Genomic DNA, 14,094 nt, shown 5'->3' with positions numbered 1-14,094 from the left:
CGGCTGCAGACAAAACGGGCAAGTCGGGATTGTGTGCGAGGACTGCCCCGACCGGCGATTCCATGACGGCGGGCGGCAAGAGAAGCGCCGACGCGGCCCGGATCGAGACCGACCCCGCGCGTGTCGCGGCATTCCGGCCGGGCATCTGACAGCCCCCGACTACCCTGGTCGGCCCCGACTGGCACTTTCGCGCCGTGCTCACGGCCAGTCGTGGATCGCCGTCCGCTCCGCGCCTTCGGCCATCGCCGAGGCAGACTGACTCGACCTGTACCGCCCTGGGGTTTGCCCTGTCATGTCGGTGAAGAAGCGCGAGAACTGTGACGCGCTGGCGAAGCCGAGCACGCCGGCGATCTCGCCGAGGGCGAGCGGCGAGGTCTCCAGGTAGATGCGCGCCTCCAGCAGCAGCCGCTCGCGGATCAGCCGGGCCGGCGGGCGGCCATGGGCCCGGATGCAGATGTCGTTCAGCCGGTCGCGCGATATGCCCAGTTCCGCTGCATAGCGGGCCACCGGCCAGCGGTCGCGGAAATGGCCTTCGACCAGCGCCGTAAACTGCCCGGCCAGCGCCTGGCCGCCGCCGGCCTGCCCCTCGGCCGCCCCACCATGTGCCTGTCCCCGATAGAGATGCACGAGCAGCACGTGCAGCAGCGAATCCACCGCCGCAGACGACATCGGGCCGGGACGCAGCGTCTCCGCCAGGATGCCAGCGAAGCACGCGGCCACGGCCTCCGCGGCCGGATCGTCCGGTTCCAGGCGCAGGAGCGACGGACGGCTCGCCATGAACTGGAGCTGGGCGGCTTCCGGGCGGCGTTGCAGGACCCGGTTCAAGGTGGCGATGCCGAGCAGGAGGTGGGTGCCCTGCGCGCCCGCCGCCAGGTCGAGGCGCATGTCCTCCCGCCAGGGGAACCAGCCGACCAGACGGCCGGCAACGGGCAGCGGCTGCCTGTCCGTGCCGCGCAGCACCGCACTGCCCCGCTCCAGCAGGAGCACGCGAAAACTGTCCTCATCGCCGAGCCCCGCGCGGCCGAGCACGCGGGTCTGCAGCGCCGCGCGGAACCCTTCGGCGCGCACGGGCGTTTCGGCGCGCGGCGCAGGCTGGTGCGGATCAAAACGGCGGTGAGGCATTCGATTTCCCGCAAAATGAGAAGACAATCCCACAAATCGTCATTTACTCGCGGCGCTTGTCAAACAAAATAGCCGACCAAGGCCCGGCGAGTTCGGAGGAGAACGTCCGCGGGCTGCGAAATTGTCTCGAAACGCCGTTTGGGAGGACGACGTGTTCGTAGCGCATGGCATCATAGCGGGGGCCGCGGTGGCCGCTCCCGACCAGCGTCTCTACGAGCGCCGGGACATCGTCACGGGCGACATCGTCACCCAGGCGGCCGCCCTCGGTACGAGCGAGGCATCGGCCGCGGCGGATGCCGCAGCGGGGGCCTTTCCCGCTTGGTCCGCGCTCGATCCGGAGCGCCGGGCGAGCCTGCTTCTGCGCGGAGCAGCGATCCTGCACGAGCGCCTGCCGCAGCTGTGCGCGATCGGCGAGCGCGAGGTCGGCGCGGCCGCCGACTGGATCGCCTTCAACGTCAGGATCGCCCAGGATACCCTGAGCCAGGCCGCTTCGCTGGCCGGTGCCGTCGGCGAGACGGCGGCCGCGGGTGCCCCGCCGGGCCTGGATTACCGGATCGTCAGACGCCCGGCCGGCGTCGTCCTGGGCCTGGCGCCCTGGAATGCCCCGGTCACGCTGGCGGTCAGGGCCGTGGCAGCCCCCCTGGCGCTCGGCAATACGGTCGTCCTCAAGGGCTCGGAACTGTGCCCCAAGATACACGAGACGGTGACCCGGGCGCTAATCGACGCCGGTCTGCCCGACGGCGTTCTGAATTTCGTCAGCAACGCGCCGGAGGATTCCCGTGACGTGGTCGAAGCGCTGATCGCGCATCCTGCCGTCCGCCGTGTCAATTTTACCGGTTCGACCCGCGTCGGCCGCGAGATCGCGGTCCTGGCCGCCCGCCATCTCAAGCGCTGTCTGCTCGAGCTTTCCGGCAAGGCCTCGTCGATCATCCTGGCGGACGCGGATCTGGAAGCGACGGCGCGCACCATCGCGCATGGCGCCTTCTTCAACCAGGGCCAGGTCTGTATGTCGACCGACCGCATCGTGGTCGAGGACGCCGTTGCCGGCCGGTTCGTCCCCCTGCTGAAGGAGCAGGCCGAACGGCTGCGGGCCGACCCCGCAACCGGCCGCAGCCCGCTCGGCCAGGTGATCGGCCCGGAGGCCGTGCTGCGGCTCCACGGCCTGGTCGAGGATGCCGTCGCCAAGGGCGCCGTCCTGATCACCGGCGGCGAGAGTTCGGGCACGCTGATGCAGCCGACGGTCCTCGATCACGTCGCCTACGGCATGCGGATCTATGAGGAGGAGATCTTCGGTCCGGCCGTCGGGGTCATTCGCGTCGCCGACGCCGAGGAGGCGGTGACGGTGGCGAACGACACCGAATACGGGCTCACTGCGGCGGTGTTCAGCCGCGATCTGGATCGCGCCCGCGCCATTGCGCGGCGGCTCGAGGTCGGCGCGGTTCACATCAACGGTTCCACGGTGTGTGACGACCCTGCGATGCCCTACGGCGGCGTCAAGGCAAGCGGCTACGGACGCTTCGGCGGACGGGCGGTGATCGAGGAGTTCACCGAGATCCAGTGGATGACGGAGCGGGCCGAACCCGCTTCGGACCCTGCCGGGGGATGACCGGCGCATTTGGAAGCAATGTGGGAGGAGAGACAGCATGAAACGCAGGACTTTCAACAAACTGGCGGCGCTTGCCCTGATGGCCGGCGTCGCGGGCGGCCCCGCTCTGGCCGAGGACGTGCTGAAGGTCGGTGCGGTCGCCCCGAAGACCGGCCCGCTGGCCGGCGGTGCGGCCGTCACCTACTGGCCGAACGTCAAGCTGTGGGTGGAAACCGTGAATGCCCGCGGCGGCCTGACCGTCGACGGCAAGCAGATGAAGCTGGAGGTCATCGAGTATGACGACCAGACCAATCCGGGCGAGACGATCAAGGCCGTCCAGCGCCTGATCGACCAGGATGGCGCCCGCATCGTGCTGCCGCCCTATTCCACCGGCCTCAACCTCGCGGCCGCGCCCATCTACCATCGCTACGGCATCCCGATGATCACCTCGACCGCCACGACCGACAAAGCGGACGAGATCTCCAGCAAGTTCCCCAACGTGTTCATCACCCTGGGCGGCGCCAAGCCGATCGTGCAGGGGGCCGTCGAAGTATTGTCGAAGCTGCGCGATCGAGGCGACATCGGCAACAAGCTGGCCATGGTCAACGTAGCTGACGCCTTCGGCATCGAACTCGCGAACGAGGCCAAGCCGGCCTTCCAGGCTGCCGGTTTCGAGCTGGTCTACGAGTCGTCCTATCCGCTCGGCACGCAGGACCTGTCGCCGGTGATGAAGGCCGCCAAGGCGGCGGGCCCCGACGCCTTCGTTGCCTGGTCCTATCCGCCGGACACCTTCGCTCTCACAGAACAGGCAGTCGTCGAGGATCTCCAGGTCGGCGCCTTCTTCACCGCGGTCGCGACCGCGTTCCCGGCCTATGCCGCCCGCTTCGGCGACAGCATCGATGGCGTGCTCGGCATCGGCGGCGTCCATGCCGACGGACAGGACTTCCAGGACTATGCCAAGCGGCATGAGGAAGTGACCGGCGCCAAGCCCGACTTCTGGGCGAGCGCGACCGTCTACGCCACCTTCCAGGTGCTGGAGCAGTCGATCGAGGCCGTCGGTCTCGATAACGCGAAGATCCTCGATCACATCAAGGGCAACAGCTTCGACACCGTGATCGGTGCCCTGGAGTTCGACGAGCACAACAACAATCCGTCCTTCTGGACCGTCGGCCAGTGGCAGGACGGCCTGTTCAAGGGCGTCGCTTCCACCGGCCGTGAAGGCGCGGTCGAGGTGCTCAAGAAGGGCGCCTGGAAGTAATCCGCGCATGCCCCGGGACTTTTCGGCCCCGGGGCTACTCCTTAGGGGATACGTATGGACGTCATCATAACAGGGCTGCTGCTGGGCGGGACCTACGCGCTGATCGCGATGGGCCTCAACCTGCAATACGGCATGGCCCGGATCATGAACCTCGCCAACGGCGAGATGCTGGTGGCCGGCGCCTTCGCGGCCTTCTGGTTCTGGACGGGCGGGCAGATCAGCCCGCTCCTGACCGTGTTTCTGGTGGCGCCCGCCGCCTTCCTGCTCAACTGGCTGGTCTATGTGGTCTTCCTGCGCCCGCTGGTAAGGCGTGCCAGGTCGCGCGGCCAGCTGGAGGTGGATTCGATCCTGACCACCTTCGGCCTGTCGTTCGTCGCCGTCGGCCTGATGCTCGCGCTCTTCGGCGGCGACTACTTCAGCTATTCCTATCTGTCGGTCCCGGTTCACATCTTCAGCAGCACCTACGGCGCCAACCGCATCGCGGCCTTCGCCGCAGCGGTCGTGATTTGCGGCGCCTTGTGGCTGTGGCTGAACCGCAGCCGGGCCGGCATGACCATCCGCGCCATCGCGGTCGCGCCCGACAGCGCCCGGCTTGTCGGCATCGACGTCATGCGCATGGCCGCCTTTGCCTTCGCGCTCGGCGGCGCGGTGACGGCGACGGGCGGCGCGCTGATCTCCACCTTCCTGACCCTCGATGCCTCGACCGGTGGCCTGTTCACCCTCAAGGCCCTGGTCATCGTCATCATGGGCGGCGTGGGCGACGTGCGCGGCACGGTCGTGGCGGCCCTGCTGCTGGGCCTGCTCGAAACCTTTGTCGCAACGGTCATCGACCCCGGCCTGACCCTGGCCGCGGCCTATCTGGTCTTCATCATCGTGCTTCTGGTCCGCCCGCAGGGCCTGTTCGGAAGGAGCACGTCATGAACCTGACCGCTACCGATTGGCGCAACCTGACGCTGTCGGCTCTCGCCCTGATGCTGGCGGCGGGCCTGCCCTGGATGATCGGTCCGTACGGGCTGACCATCGGCGTGACCATCGCCATGTACACGGTGCTGGCGACCAGCTGGGCCCTGTTCTCGGGCCCGACCCATTACATCTCGCTGGCAACGGCCGCCTTCTTCGGGGTCGGAGCCTATGTCACCGGTCTTGGCATCGACGCCCTGCCCTACTGGCTTCTCCTGCCGCTGGCCGGCCTCGCCGGCGCGGTCATGGCGGCCCTGATCGGCCTGACCACCCTCAAGCTCTCCGGCGTCTATTTCGTGATCTTCACCCTGGGCCTTGCGGAGTTCATCCGCCAGCTCATCACCTGGGGCCAGAACATTTCCGGCACCAAGGGCATCTATGTGCTCACCTCGATCACCGAAAAGCACATCTACTGGCAGTTGATGGCGCTGGCCGCTCTGGTCTGGCTGCTGGGCTGGCTGATCGCCCGCTCGAGGCTCGGCTTCGCCCTGCGTATCATCGGCGACGACGAGCAGGTGGCCAGGCATTCGGGCATCAACACGGCACGGGCCAAGATCCTGCTGTTCATGCTGCCCGGAGCGGTGGCGGCCATCGCCGGTGCGATCATGGCCCCGCGCTACGTCTATCTGGAACCCGCGCTCGCCTTCACCCCGATGCTGTCGTTCCAGGTCGTGATCATGGCGCTCCTCGGCGGCACCGGACGACTGTGGGGTCCCCTGGTCGGAGTGATCCCCTTCACCTTCCTCTGGGAGGCCATCTCGATCTCCTTCCCCAACCAGACGACGCTGCTTCTCGGCGTGTGCTTCCTGGTCATCGTCTACCTGCTGCCCAAGGGCTTCGTCGGCCTCATAGACATGGTTCGCCGGCGGCTGCAGCGCGCGGAGGGCTGGTCATGACCCCTGTCCTGTCGCTGCGCGGCGTCGCCAAGCGGTTTGGCGGCCTCGTCGCCGTCAACCGCATGGATTTCGACGTTGCCGAACACGAGGTGCTTGGCCTCATCGGCCCCAACGGCTCGGGGAAGTCGACCACGCTCAACCTGATCTCGGGCGCCTTCCCGGTGTCGGCGGGCACGATCAGCCTGCGCGGCGAGCCGGTCACCCACTTGCCGCCCCAGGATATCGCCCGGCGCGGCATTGCCCGGACGTTCCAGCTGGTACGGCTCCTGCCGTCGATGTCCGTGCTGGAAAACGTCATGGCGGGCGCGGTTTTCGGCCACCGTCGCCGCTGGGGCCACGAGGCCGAAAGCGTGGCCGAGGCCATGCTGGAGAAGGTCGGACTGGGCGGGCGCGGCCACATGGCGGTCGGCCAGCTGACCTATATCGACACCAAACGCGTTGAACTGGCGCGCGCGTTGGCCGGGGAACCGCGCGTGATCCTGCTCGACGAGTGGCTGGCGGGTCTCAACCCGACCGAGCTTGAGGACGGCATCCGGCTGATCCGGTCCCTGCGCGACGAAGGCCGCACCATCGTCCTGGTGGAACACGTGATGGACGCCATCCGCTCGCTGTGCGACCGGTGCGTGGTCATGGCTTCCGGCTCGAAGATCGCCGAGGGCACGCCTGCGGAGGTGCTTGCCGACCCGGATGTGATCCGTGCTTATCTGGGGGATGACGATGCTTGAGATCAAGGGCTTGTCCGCCGCCTATGGCCAGCATAGGGCGCTGGAGGACGTGAACCTGCGGGTCGACCGCGGCGAGATCGTGGTGATCCTCGGCGCCAACGGTGCCGGCAAGTCCACCCTGCTGAAGGCGATTTCCGGGATCTGCGAGGGACAGGTCGGCGGCTCTGTCGTCATGCAGGGAACCGAGCTCCTGGGCATGGCGGCGAACCGTATCGTCGAGGAGGGCATCGCCCTGGTGCCCGAGGGCCGCGGCGTCTTCGGCGACCTGACTGTGGCCGAGAACCTGACGCTCGGCGCCTATGCCAACCGTGCCCGGGAGGAGGAAGCGGGCAACCTCGAGCGAGTGCTGCGGCTCTTCCCCAAGCTGCGGGAGCGGCGCGGCCAGCAGGTCCGCACCATGTCCGGCGGCGAGCAGCAGATGGTCGCGATCGGTCGGGCGATGATGTCCAATCCCGCGCTTCTGACGCTCGACGAGCCGTCCCTCGGGCTGTCCCCCCTGCTGTGTAAGGAACTGTTTCAATCGCTCAAGACCGTGCGGGACGCCGGCATCGGCATCCTGCTGGTGGAACAGAACGCCAGGCAGAGCCTCGCCATCGCGGATCGCGGCTATCTCATCGAGAACGGCCGCATCCTGCAGGAGGGGAAGGCGGCCGAACTGCGCAACGACCCGGCCGTGCAGGCGGCCTATCTGGGCGGCGGCAACAAGGGGGCTCGGTCGGCGGCTGCGCGCCCTGCCGGGCCGGTCGCGCCGCCATCCCCGGCCCGGCCGGACATGGCTCGGCGCCCGCCCGACGTCGAAGTCGTGCGCGCCGTCGCGCCGGCCGTACAGGACCAGTCCCGACCGATCCGGCCGTCCGGCCCGGCTCCCGACGAGATCGCGGCCGCGGCCCTGGCGTCCCTGCCCCGGCCGCAGGCCGCGCAACCGGCCCCGCAACCGACTCGGCCGATCTCCGAACCGGCCCGGCCGGCAGTGCCGCCAGCACCGGCGCGCACCACCGCCGGCGCCGCATCGCAGCCCAGACCCGCGGAGCGGCCGGCGTCGCCGCCCGCGGCCGTGCGCGGCGCCGCCGACGCGCTGCTCGGCGGCCTGTCGATCGGCGACCTGGTGGCGCAGGCCAGCGAGGAGAGCCGTGCCCGCTACGGCGCCAGCCAGCCGTCGCCGCCGCCGCGCCCGCGCGCGTCCGCCCCAACCCCCATGCCCGTGCCGGTCCTCGAGCCCGGCAGGAGCGATACCCGCCTGAACGCGGTCCTGAGCGAGATCGAGGACGCCGCGGCCCGCGCAAGGGCCTGGCGGTCCGGCTCGGGCCAAAGATGAGGAACCAAGACCGATGCTAGACAAAGTCTCCAGCGCCCCGACCATCCGCGGCATATACATCGGCGGACAGTGGGTGCCCGCCGCCCGGACCTTCGAGGACCTGAACCCCTCCGACAACACCGTCTATGCCCGCATTCCCGACGGTTCCGCCGCCGACATGCGCCGCGCGATCGAGGCCGCCCAGGCGGCCTTCCCCGAGTGGTCGGGGCGGGCCTTCCACGACCGTGCCCACCTCCTGCTGAAGATAGCCGACGTGTGGCAGAAGCGGGCCGCGGACTTCTGCGCCGCCGCCGTCGCCGAAGGCGGCGGCTGGAAGGGCAAGGGCCTGTTCGAAGCCGGCTACGTGGCGGAAGTGTTCCGCTCGGCCGCCGCGCTCTGCTACCAGTCGATCGGCGAGGTGCTGCCCTCCGAGCATCACAAGCTGATGATGGCGACGCGCTTTCCGCTCGGCGTCGTCGGCGTGATCTCGCCCTGGAACATGCCCGGCATCCTGACCTCGCGCGGCTTTGCCGCCGCGCTGGCCGTCGGCAACACGGTGGTGCTGAAACCGTCCGAGGACACGCCCTATTCGGGCGGCCTCTACTTCGCCGAGATCCTGGAGGAGGCAGGCGTGCCCGCAGGCGTCTTCAACGTCGTCACCTGCTCGCGCGACAGCGTCGGCGCCGTCGGCGACGAGATGATCGGCAACCCGAAGGTCAAGGCGATCAGCTTCACCGGCTCCACCGCCGTCGGCCGGCACATCGCAGCCAAGTGCGGGGCCTATCTGAAGAAGGTCTGCGTCGAGCTCGGCGGCAAGGATTCGATGATTGTGCTGGACGATGCCGATCTGGACGCCGCGGCGCGCGCGGCGAATTTCGGCAGCTTCATGCACCAGGGCCAGGTCTGCATGTCGACCGAGAAGCTGCTGGTGCACGAGAAGGTCTACGCGCCGTTCATGGACCGCTTCCTGGCCCGGGCGCGCAAGCTGAAGACTGGCCATACCGACGATCCGTCCAACGTCATCGGGCCGCTGGTCAACAACCGTCAGGCGCAGCGCGTCAAGGCGCTGATCGACGACGCCGTCGCCAAGGGCGCCACGGTCGAGCTGGGCGGCCGCGCCTGGGACAATTTTGTCGAGCCGACGGTGCTGACCAACGTCGATTCCAGCATGAACATCTGGCACGACGAGACCTTCGGTCCGGTCGTCATCGTCAGCCCGTTCCGCGACGAGGACGAGGCCGTCGCCCTCAACAACGACACGGAATACGGCCTGACCGCCGCCGTGTGGAGCCGCGACGAGGCGCGCGCGCTGCGCATGGCGCAACGGCTCGAGACCGGCATCGCCCATGTCAACTGCCAGAACATCAACGACGAGCCGCATGTGCCCTTCGGCGGCACCAAGGCGAGCGGCGTCGGCCGCTACGGCGGCCGCTGGTCTCTGGATGCGTTCACGGAACTGCGCTGGATCACGCTCGACCGTGGCGGCCGGCATTTCCCGCCGCAATTCTGAGACAGGGAAAGGACAGGACCATGAACGTTTTGGGTTGGATTATCCTTCTTCTCGTCGTCGCCGCGGTGGTGATCACGCTGGCCGCCTGGTTCTACGAACGGGCCACCAACGAGGTCAGCCTGGTGCGCACCGGCGTCGGCGGGCGCAAGGTGGTGATCGACGGCGGCACACTGGCGATTCCCTATTTCCACGAGGTCGGCCGGGTCAACATGCAGACGATCCGCATGGACGTCACCCGTGCGGGAGACAGCGCCCTGATCACCAAGGACCGCATGCGCATCGACGTCGGCGCCGAATTCTACGCCTCGGTCATCCCCGAGGAGGGCGCCATCGTGCGCGCGTCGCAGACGCTCGGCCGGCGCACCTTCCAGCCCGACCAGTTGAAGGCGCTGATCGACGGCATGATGGTGGACGCCCTGCGCGCCGTGGCGGCGCAGATGACCATGGACGAGCTGCACGAGAACCGCGGCATCTTCGTGCGTGACGTGCGCGACGCGCTGACCGCGACCCTGTCGAAATACGGCCTGCAACTGGACAGCGTGTCGCTGACCTCGCTCGACCAGACGCCGTTCTCCGCCCTGGACGAGAACAACGCCTTCAACGCCGTCGGCATGCGCAAGCTGGCCGAGGTCATCGCGAAGTCCAAGAAGGAGCGCGCCGAGATCGAGGGCGAGAGCCAGGTGAGCGTGCGGCGCGCCGAAGTCGAGGCGAACCGCAGGAAGCTGGAGATCGAACTGGAGCAGCGCCGGGCCGAGATCCAGCAGACGCAGGAAATCGAGCTGCTGCTCGCCCAGCAGCTCACCGAGGTGGCGCGGCGCAAGGCCGAGGCCGAACGCGCGGCGGCCGAGGCGCGCATCGAGATGGAACGGGCGATCCAGACGGCTTCGCTGGCGCGCGAGCAACTCGTCCGCGAGGCCGAGATCGCCCAGGCCAAGGCGCTGGAGATCGCCGAGCAGGAGCGCACCATCCTGATCGCCGCCAGGAGCCAGGAGGAGAGCCGGGCCAAGGCCGAGGCGGCGGGCGCCCGCGCCGCCGTGGTCAAGGCGGAGGAGGACCTGTCCACCGTCCGTCAGCTCGCCGAAGCCGAGCGGCGCAAGAGCCTTGCCCTTCTGGCCGCCGAGCAGGAAGCCGAGGCGCAGGCCATCCGCGTGCGCGGCGCCAGCGAAGCCGATCAGGTCGCGGCCAGGGCCCAGGGGATCGTCAAGCGCGAGGAGGCGGAAACCCTGCGCATCCTGCGCCAGGCGGAAGCCGACGGCCTTGCGGCGCGCATCGCCGCGGAAAACCAGCGCACGCCCGAACTGGCGGCCCTGGAGATGGAAAAGGCCCGTCTGGCAGCCCTGCCCCAGATCGTCGGCGAGATGGTCAAGCCGGCCGAGAAGATCAAGGGCATCTCCATCAATCACGTCACCGGACTGGGGCGCGGCGCGGGCGCGGACGAGCGGCCGGCCTCGCCCGTGAACCAGACCGTGGACGCCATCCTCGACATGGCGGTGACCTTCCCGGCGATGAAGAAGCTGGGCGATGCCATCGGCCTCAATCTGGATGGCGTCGTCCCGGACGAACGGCGGCAGGGCTGAGCGAGCCGGCGGATCGCCGCCCCCGTGAGACCCGCCCTTGAAGGGCGGGTCTGCCGGTTCAGCGCCCCAGGTTAGCGCCCCAGGTCAGCGTCCCAGGCGGACGACCGAGCCAGCGCCGCCGGCGATGAAGTCGGCGCCGAATTCCGCCTCGAACAGGCGCCGGGCTGCCGGGCCGCTGCAATGGGACGGGGCGACCCGCTGCACGCCGAGCCGGCGCAGGCCGTCGACGACGCGGGCGATCTCCGCCGTGCCGGTCTTGTAGAGATGGAATCCGCCGAGCACGAGAGCGACCGGCCGGCCGGCGTGCTGGACGCGGACCGCCTCGACGACCCGCAGCACGCCGGGATGCGCGCAGCCGGTCACGACGGCGAGGCCTTCGGCGGTGTCCACCACCAAAGCCTGCTCCGGAATGCCGCCGCCGAGCGACCCGGTGCCGAACACGCCGGGCAGAATCTCCGCCCGGCCGGAGACGGAACGCAGCCGCGCGCCCGCTGCCGCGACCTGGCGGCGGATCGTCTCGGGAACAGGCGCGGGCACCACCACCTCGACCTCTCCGGCTCCCCTTCCGATCGCCGCCAGCAACGCCGTCAGCCCGCCGGTGTGGTCGGAGTGGGCATGCGACAGCACGACCGACCGGATCGCGTTCGGATCGAGTCCGAGCCGCGTCATGTTGGCCAGCAGCGCGGCGCCGTCGCGGCCGGTATCGAACAGCACGGTGCCGCCCGGCGTGCTGACCAGGGCGGCAAAGCCCCAGCCGGTGGCAAGGCCCGGCCCGGCCGCCTCGTTGTCGTAGACGGTAACGATCCGCACCGGACCTGCGGCGCGCGCCGGCATCGACACCCCCGGCAGGAGCACAAGCAGCAGCGCCGCGCCGAGGGCGATTGCGGCGAACACTCTCTGAATGGCGGATCGGCGGCTCACGGACGTGCCCCTTGCTGAACGGAGGAGGACGGATCCAGTGCAGGGGATTCCGCCGGCCCGCGCAAGAGGCGATGCGTCGCGTCGGGCAGGCGCGCGCCATTTCCCGCTTGCGCCCCGCCCCGGCCATGGTGTTCAACGCGCGTACCGGTCCTCGGCCGTCGAAAAATCCCGAACAACAGGAAACTCCCATGTCCGACATCACCCGTCTCGATCCCGGCCCGCGCATGAGCCAGGCCGTCGTCCACGGCGGCCTCGTCTGGCTCGCCGGCCAGGTCGGCGCGCCGGGCCAGAGCGTCACCGCGCAGACGCAGGCCGTGCTTGCCTCGATCGATTCGCTGCTTGCGCGTGCCGGCACCGACAAGTCGCGCCTGCTGCAGGCAACGATCTGGCTCGCCGACATGGCCGATTTCGCCGAGATGAACGCGGTCTGGGACGCCTGGGTCGACCCAGCGAATCCGCCGGCGCGCGCGACGGGGGAATCCCGTCTCGCCGGCCCCGACTACAAGGTCGAGATCATCGTCGTCGCCGCGCTGAAATAATCTCACGGCCGGCTCCTCTCTTCTCCTCGACGCGGAGAGAGGCCCCGTCGCGAGGCTGCTGACGAACCTCCGTTTTCGTTATCCCGCACGCAGCGAAGCGGAGATGCGGGACCGGTGAGCCGGGGCGTCGCCGTGCCTGTTTTGTCGAAATGGGCGGGGTTTTGGCTCTCCGGTCTGGACTCCAGGGGCCGCTTGGTCGGAAGGATACCGCAGGAGAGTCCCCTTCGGGATCGAACTGACGGCAGGTCCGCTCCCGCCTTGCCGCGTCAGCGCATCGAGAACGGCACGACGCCGCGCGCCGACTGGTCGACCAGCAGTTCCTTGTCGAGCGCGGGGAAGGCGCGGTCGAGGCAGTCGCCGCGCGGGCAGATGCGACAGTTGATGCCGATGCGCGCCGGCCGGCTCTTGTCGGCCGCCGACAGACCGTCGGCATAGACGATCAGGTCGGCGTATTTCAGCTCGCAGCCGAGGCCGAGGGCGTAGCGCCGCTCGCGGGCGCCGAAGCCGGACGCCGGCTTCGACACGCTGCGGGCGAGGCACAGGTATTGCGTGCCGTCGGGCATCTCGCCGACCTGCACCGACAGGCGGTTGTCCAGGTGCTCGAACGCCTCGTGCACGTTCCACACCGGGCAGGAGCCGCCGTAGCGGGCGAATTGAAAGCGCGTGGCGCTGTGCCGCTTGATGACGTTGCCGGCGCGGTCGACCTTGAGGAAGTAGAACGGCACGCCCTTCTCGCCGCTGCGCTGCAGGGTCGACAGCCGGTGGCCGATCTGCTCGACGCTAGCCCCCGTGGTCACGGCGAGCCGGTCGAGGTCGTGGCGGTAGTCCTTGGCAAGGGAGAGGAACCGCCGGTAGGGCAGCAGCAGGGCGCCGGCATAGTAGTTCCGCAGTGCCAGCCGGCAGATGTCCCGGGCGGCCGGGCTTGTGAAGCCGGCTCGTTCGGCATGGGCGGCCATCAGATCCTCGGCGGTCAGGTCGCCGACGACGCCGGCGAGCAGGAAGTCGAGGCTGGGGCGCGGTAGCGCCCGGTCCAGCACGACCAGCTTCCGTCGTCGGTCGAAGGCGACGATCGGCGCGTCGGCGCTGCCGCGCTCGACGACATCGACCGTCACGCCATGCCGGTCGGCGAGCCAGCCCGAAAGTACCCGCAGCCGGTCGGCGTGCCAGGCCAGGCCGAGTTCGGAGGCCAGGCGTTCGGCGCTCTCGTCCAGGTCGTCGACATAGTTGTCGATGTAGTGGAAATGGTCGCGCACCTCCTCGTAGGGCGGCGTCAGCCGCTGCGGCCGGCCGGGATGGCCGCCCTGCGTTTCCAGCACGTCGTCGAGCGAGGCCTGCTGCTCGCTCATCCGCCGCAGGGCGCCGTAGAGGTCGAGGAAGGCGCGGGCGAAGTCGGGCGTGTGGGTGGCGACGCTCTTCAGGTCCTGCAGGCCGACCGAGCCGTCGTGGAAGCGGCTGTCGGCGAAGGCCTCGCCGAGGTCCGCCACCAGCCGGTCGAGATCGCTTGCCTCGAAGCTGGCGAGATCGGCGCCGAATTCGCGGCTGACCGCGATCAGCACGCCGGCCGAGACGGGGCGAACGTTGCTTTCCAGCTGGTTGACGTAGGACGGCGACAGTCCGAGCCGGGTGGCGAAGCCGACCTGGCTCAGCCCCGCGCGTTCGCGGATCTTCCGGAGCACATGTCCGGCGAACAGTTTCTTTGCCATCGCA

At 69.2% G+C, this 14,094-nt stretch carries 12 protein-coding genes; 9 read left to right on the top strand and 3 right to left on the bottom strand.

Translation table 11 applies throughout. The annotated features are described in order from the left end of the window. Window positions 1-198 precede the first annotated feature (198 nt). Window positions 199-1,122 (bottom strand): AraC family transcriptional regulator, encoded by a 924-nt coding sequence (locus SL003B_RS19935; RefSeq protein WP_013654682.1) that lies wholly within the window; start codon window positions 1,120-1,122, stop codon window positions 199-201. A gap of 151 nt (window positions 1,123-1,273) precedes the next feature. Between SL003B_RS19935 and SL003B_RS19930 the strand changes: the two genes are divergently transcribed. Genes SL003B_RS19930 through SL003B_RS19895 form a run of 8 tightly spaced genes read left to right on the top strand, consistent with a single transcriptional unit; the run spans window position 1,274 to window position 10,927 of the window. Further along, window positions 1,274-2,728 carry an aldehyde dehydrogenase family protein gene (locus tag SL003B_RS19930; RefSeq protein WP_013654681.1) on the top strand — a complete coding sequence of 485 codons (1,455 nt, stop codon included), beginning with the start codon at window positions 1,274-1,276 and terminating at the stop codon, window positions 2,726-2,728. 37 nt (window positions 2,729-2,765) lie between these two features. Further along, a complete protein-coding gene (locus SL003B_RS19925; RefSeq protein ID WP_013654680.1) occupies window positions 2,766-3,965 on the top strand; it encodes an amino acid ABC transporter substrate-binding protein in 1,200 nt (399 codons plus the stop codon). Window positions 3,966-4,019: 54 nt separating this feature from the next. After that, the gene (locus SL003B_RS19920) at window positions 4,020-4,886 is read left to right on the top strand and encodes a branched-chain amino acid ABC transporter permease (RefSeq protein WP_013654679.1); all 867 of its coding nucleotides are present in this window, start codon (window positions 4,020-4,022) and stop codon (window positions 4,884-4,886) included. After that, window positions 4,883-5,821, top strand: a complete 939-nt coding sequence (locus SL003B_RS19915; RefSeq protein ID WP_013654678.1) for a branched-chain amino acid ABC transporter permease — start codon at window positions 4,883-4,885, stop codon at window positions 5,819-5,821. Before SL003B_RS19920 ends, SL003B_RS19915 begins: the two co-directional genes overlap by 4 nt. After that, window positions 5,818-6,546 carry an ABC transporter ATP-binding protein gene (locus tag SL003B_RS19910; RefSeq protein ID WP_013654677.1) on the top strand — a complete coding sequence of 243 codons (729 nt, stop codon included), beginning with the start codon at window positions 5,818-5,820 and terminating at the stop codon, window positions 6,544-6,546. Before SL003B_RS19915 ends, SL003B_RS19910 begins: the two co-directional genes overlap by 4 nt. Beyond that, window positions 6,539-7,861 (top strand): ABC transporter ATP-binding protein, encoded by a 1,323-nt coding sequence (locus tag SL003B_RS19905; RefSeq protein WP_013654676.1) that lies wholly within the window; start codon window positions 6,539-6,541, stop codon window positions 7,859-7,861. The genes SL003B_RS19910 and SL003B_RS19905 overlap by 8 nt, the downstream gene beginning before the upstream one ends. A 13-nt stretch (window positions 7,862-7,874) precedes the next feature. Then, window positions 7,875-9,350: an aldehyde dehydrogenase family protein gene (locus tag SL003B_RS19900; protein ID WP_013654675.1), complete on the top strand. Its 1,476-nt coding sequence runs from the start codon at window positions 7,875-7,877 to the stop codon at window positions 9,348-9,350. A 20-nt stretch (window positions 9,351-9,370) separates the two neighbouring features. Beyond that, complete coding sequence (locus tag SL003B_RS19895) at window positions 9,371-10,927, top strand: flotillin family protein (protein ID WP_013654674.1); 1,557 nt, start codon at window positions 9,371-9,373, stop codon at window positions 10,925-10,927. An 84-nt stretch (window positions 10,928-11,011) separates the two neighbouring features. On the opposite strand, the gene SL003B_RS19890 is transcribed toward SL003B_RS19895, so the two are convergent. Beyond that, a complete protein-coding gene (locus SL003B_RS19890) occupies window positions 11,012-11,848 on the bottom strand; it encodes an MBL fold metallo-hydrolase (RefSeq protein ID WP_148259353.1) in 837 nt (278 codons plus the stop codon). A gap of 188 nt (window positions 11,849-12,036) precedes the next feature. On the opposite strand from SL003B_RS19890, the gene SL003B_RS19885 reads away from it, so the two are divergent. Then, window positions 12,037-12,387, top strand: a complete 351-nt coding sequence (locus SL003B_RS19885) for a RidA family protein (protein WP_013654672.1) — start codon at window positions 12,037-12,039, stop codon at window positions 12,385-12,387. Between the two features lie 266 nt (window positions 12,388-12,653). Here SL003B_RS19885 and SL003B_RS19880 read toward each other — a convergent pair whose 3' ends face one another. Then, window positions 12,654-14,090 (bottom strand): XRE family transcriptional regulator, encoded by a 1,437-nt coding sequence (locus SL003B_RS19880; RefSeq protein WP_013654671.1) that lies wholly within the window; start codon window positions 14,088-14,090, stop codon window positions 12,654-12,656. Window positions 14,091-14,094: the final 4 nt, after the last annotated feature.

This window comes from Polymorphum gilvum SL003B-26A1, from assembly GCF_000192745.1.
GTDB classification, from domain to species: Bacteria; Pseudomonadota; Alphaproteobacteria; order Rhizobiales; family Stappiaceae; genus Polymorphum; species Polymorphum gilvum.
Note: the sequence above shows the minus strand (reverse complement) of the source record. Positions and strands in the feature narration are given on the sequence as shown.

Coding starts and splice junctions, on each gene's coding strand:
- SL003B_RS19935 (WP_013654682.1), bottom strand. CDS start 1,122: ATGCCTCACCGCCGTTTTGATCCGCACCAGCCTGCGCCGCGCGCCGAA.
- SL003B_RS19925 (WP_013654680.1), top strand. CDS start 2,766: ATGAAACGCAGGACTTTCAACAAACTGGCGGCGCTTGCCCTGATGGCC.
- SL003B_RS19920 (WP_013654679.1), top strand. CDS start 4,020: ATGGACGTCATCATAACAGGGCTGCTGCTGGGCGGGACCTACGCGCTG.
- SL003B_RS19915 (WP_013654678.1), top strand. CDS start 4,883: ATGAACCTGACCGCTACCGATTGGCGCAACCTGACGCTGTCGGCTCTC.
- SL003B_RS19910 (WP_013654677.1), top strand. CDS start 5,818: ATGACCCCTGTCCTGTCGCTGCGCGGCGTCGCCAAGCGGTTTGGCGGC.
- SL003B_RS19905 (WP_013654676.1), top strand. CDS start 6,539: ATGCTTGAGATCAAGGGCTTGTCCGCCGCCTATGGCCAGCATAGGGCG.
- SL003B_RS19900 (WP_013654675.1), top strand. CDS start 7,875: ATGCTAGACAAAGTCTCCAGCGCCCCGACCATCCGCGGCATATACATC.
- SL003B_RS19895 (WP_013654674.1), top strand. CDS start 9,371: ATGAACGTTTTGGGTTGGATTATCCTTCTTCTCGTCGTCGCCGCGGTG.
- SL003B_RS19885 (WP_013654672.1), top strand. CDS start 12,037: ATGTCCGACATCACCCGTCTCGATCCCGGCCCGCGCATGAGCCAGGCC.
- SL003B_RS19880 (WP_013654671.1), bottom strand. CDS start 14,090: ATGGCAAAGAAACTGTTCGCCGGACATGTGCTCCGGAAGATCCGCGAA.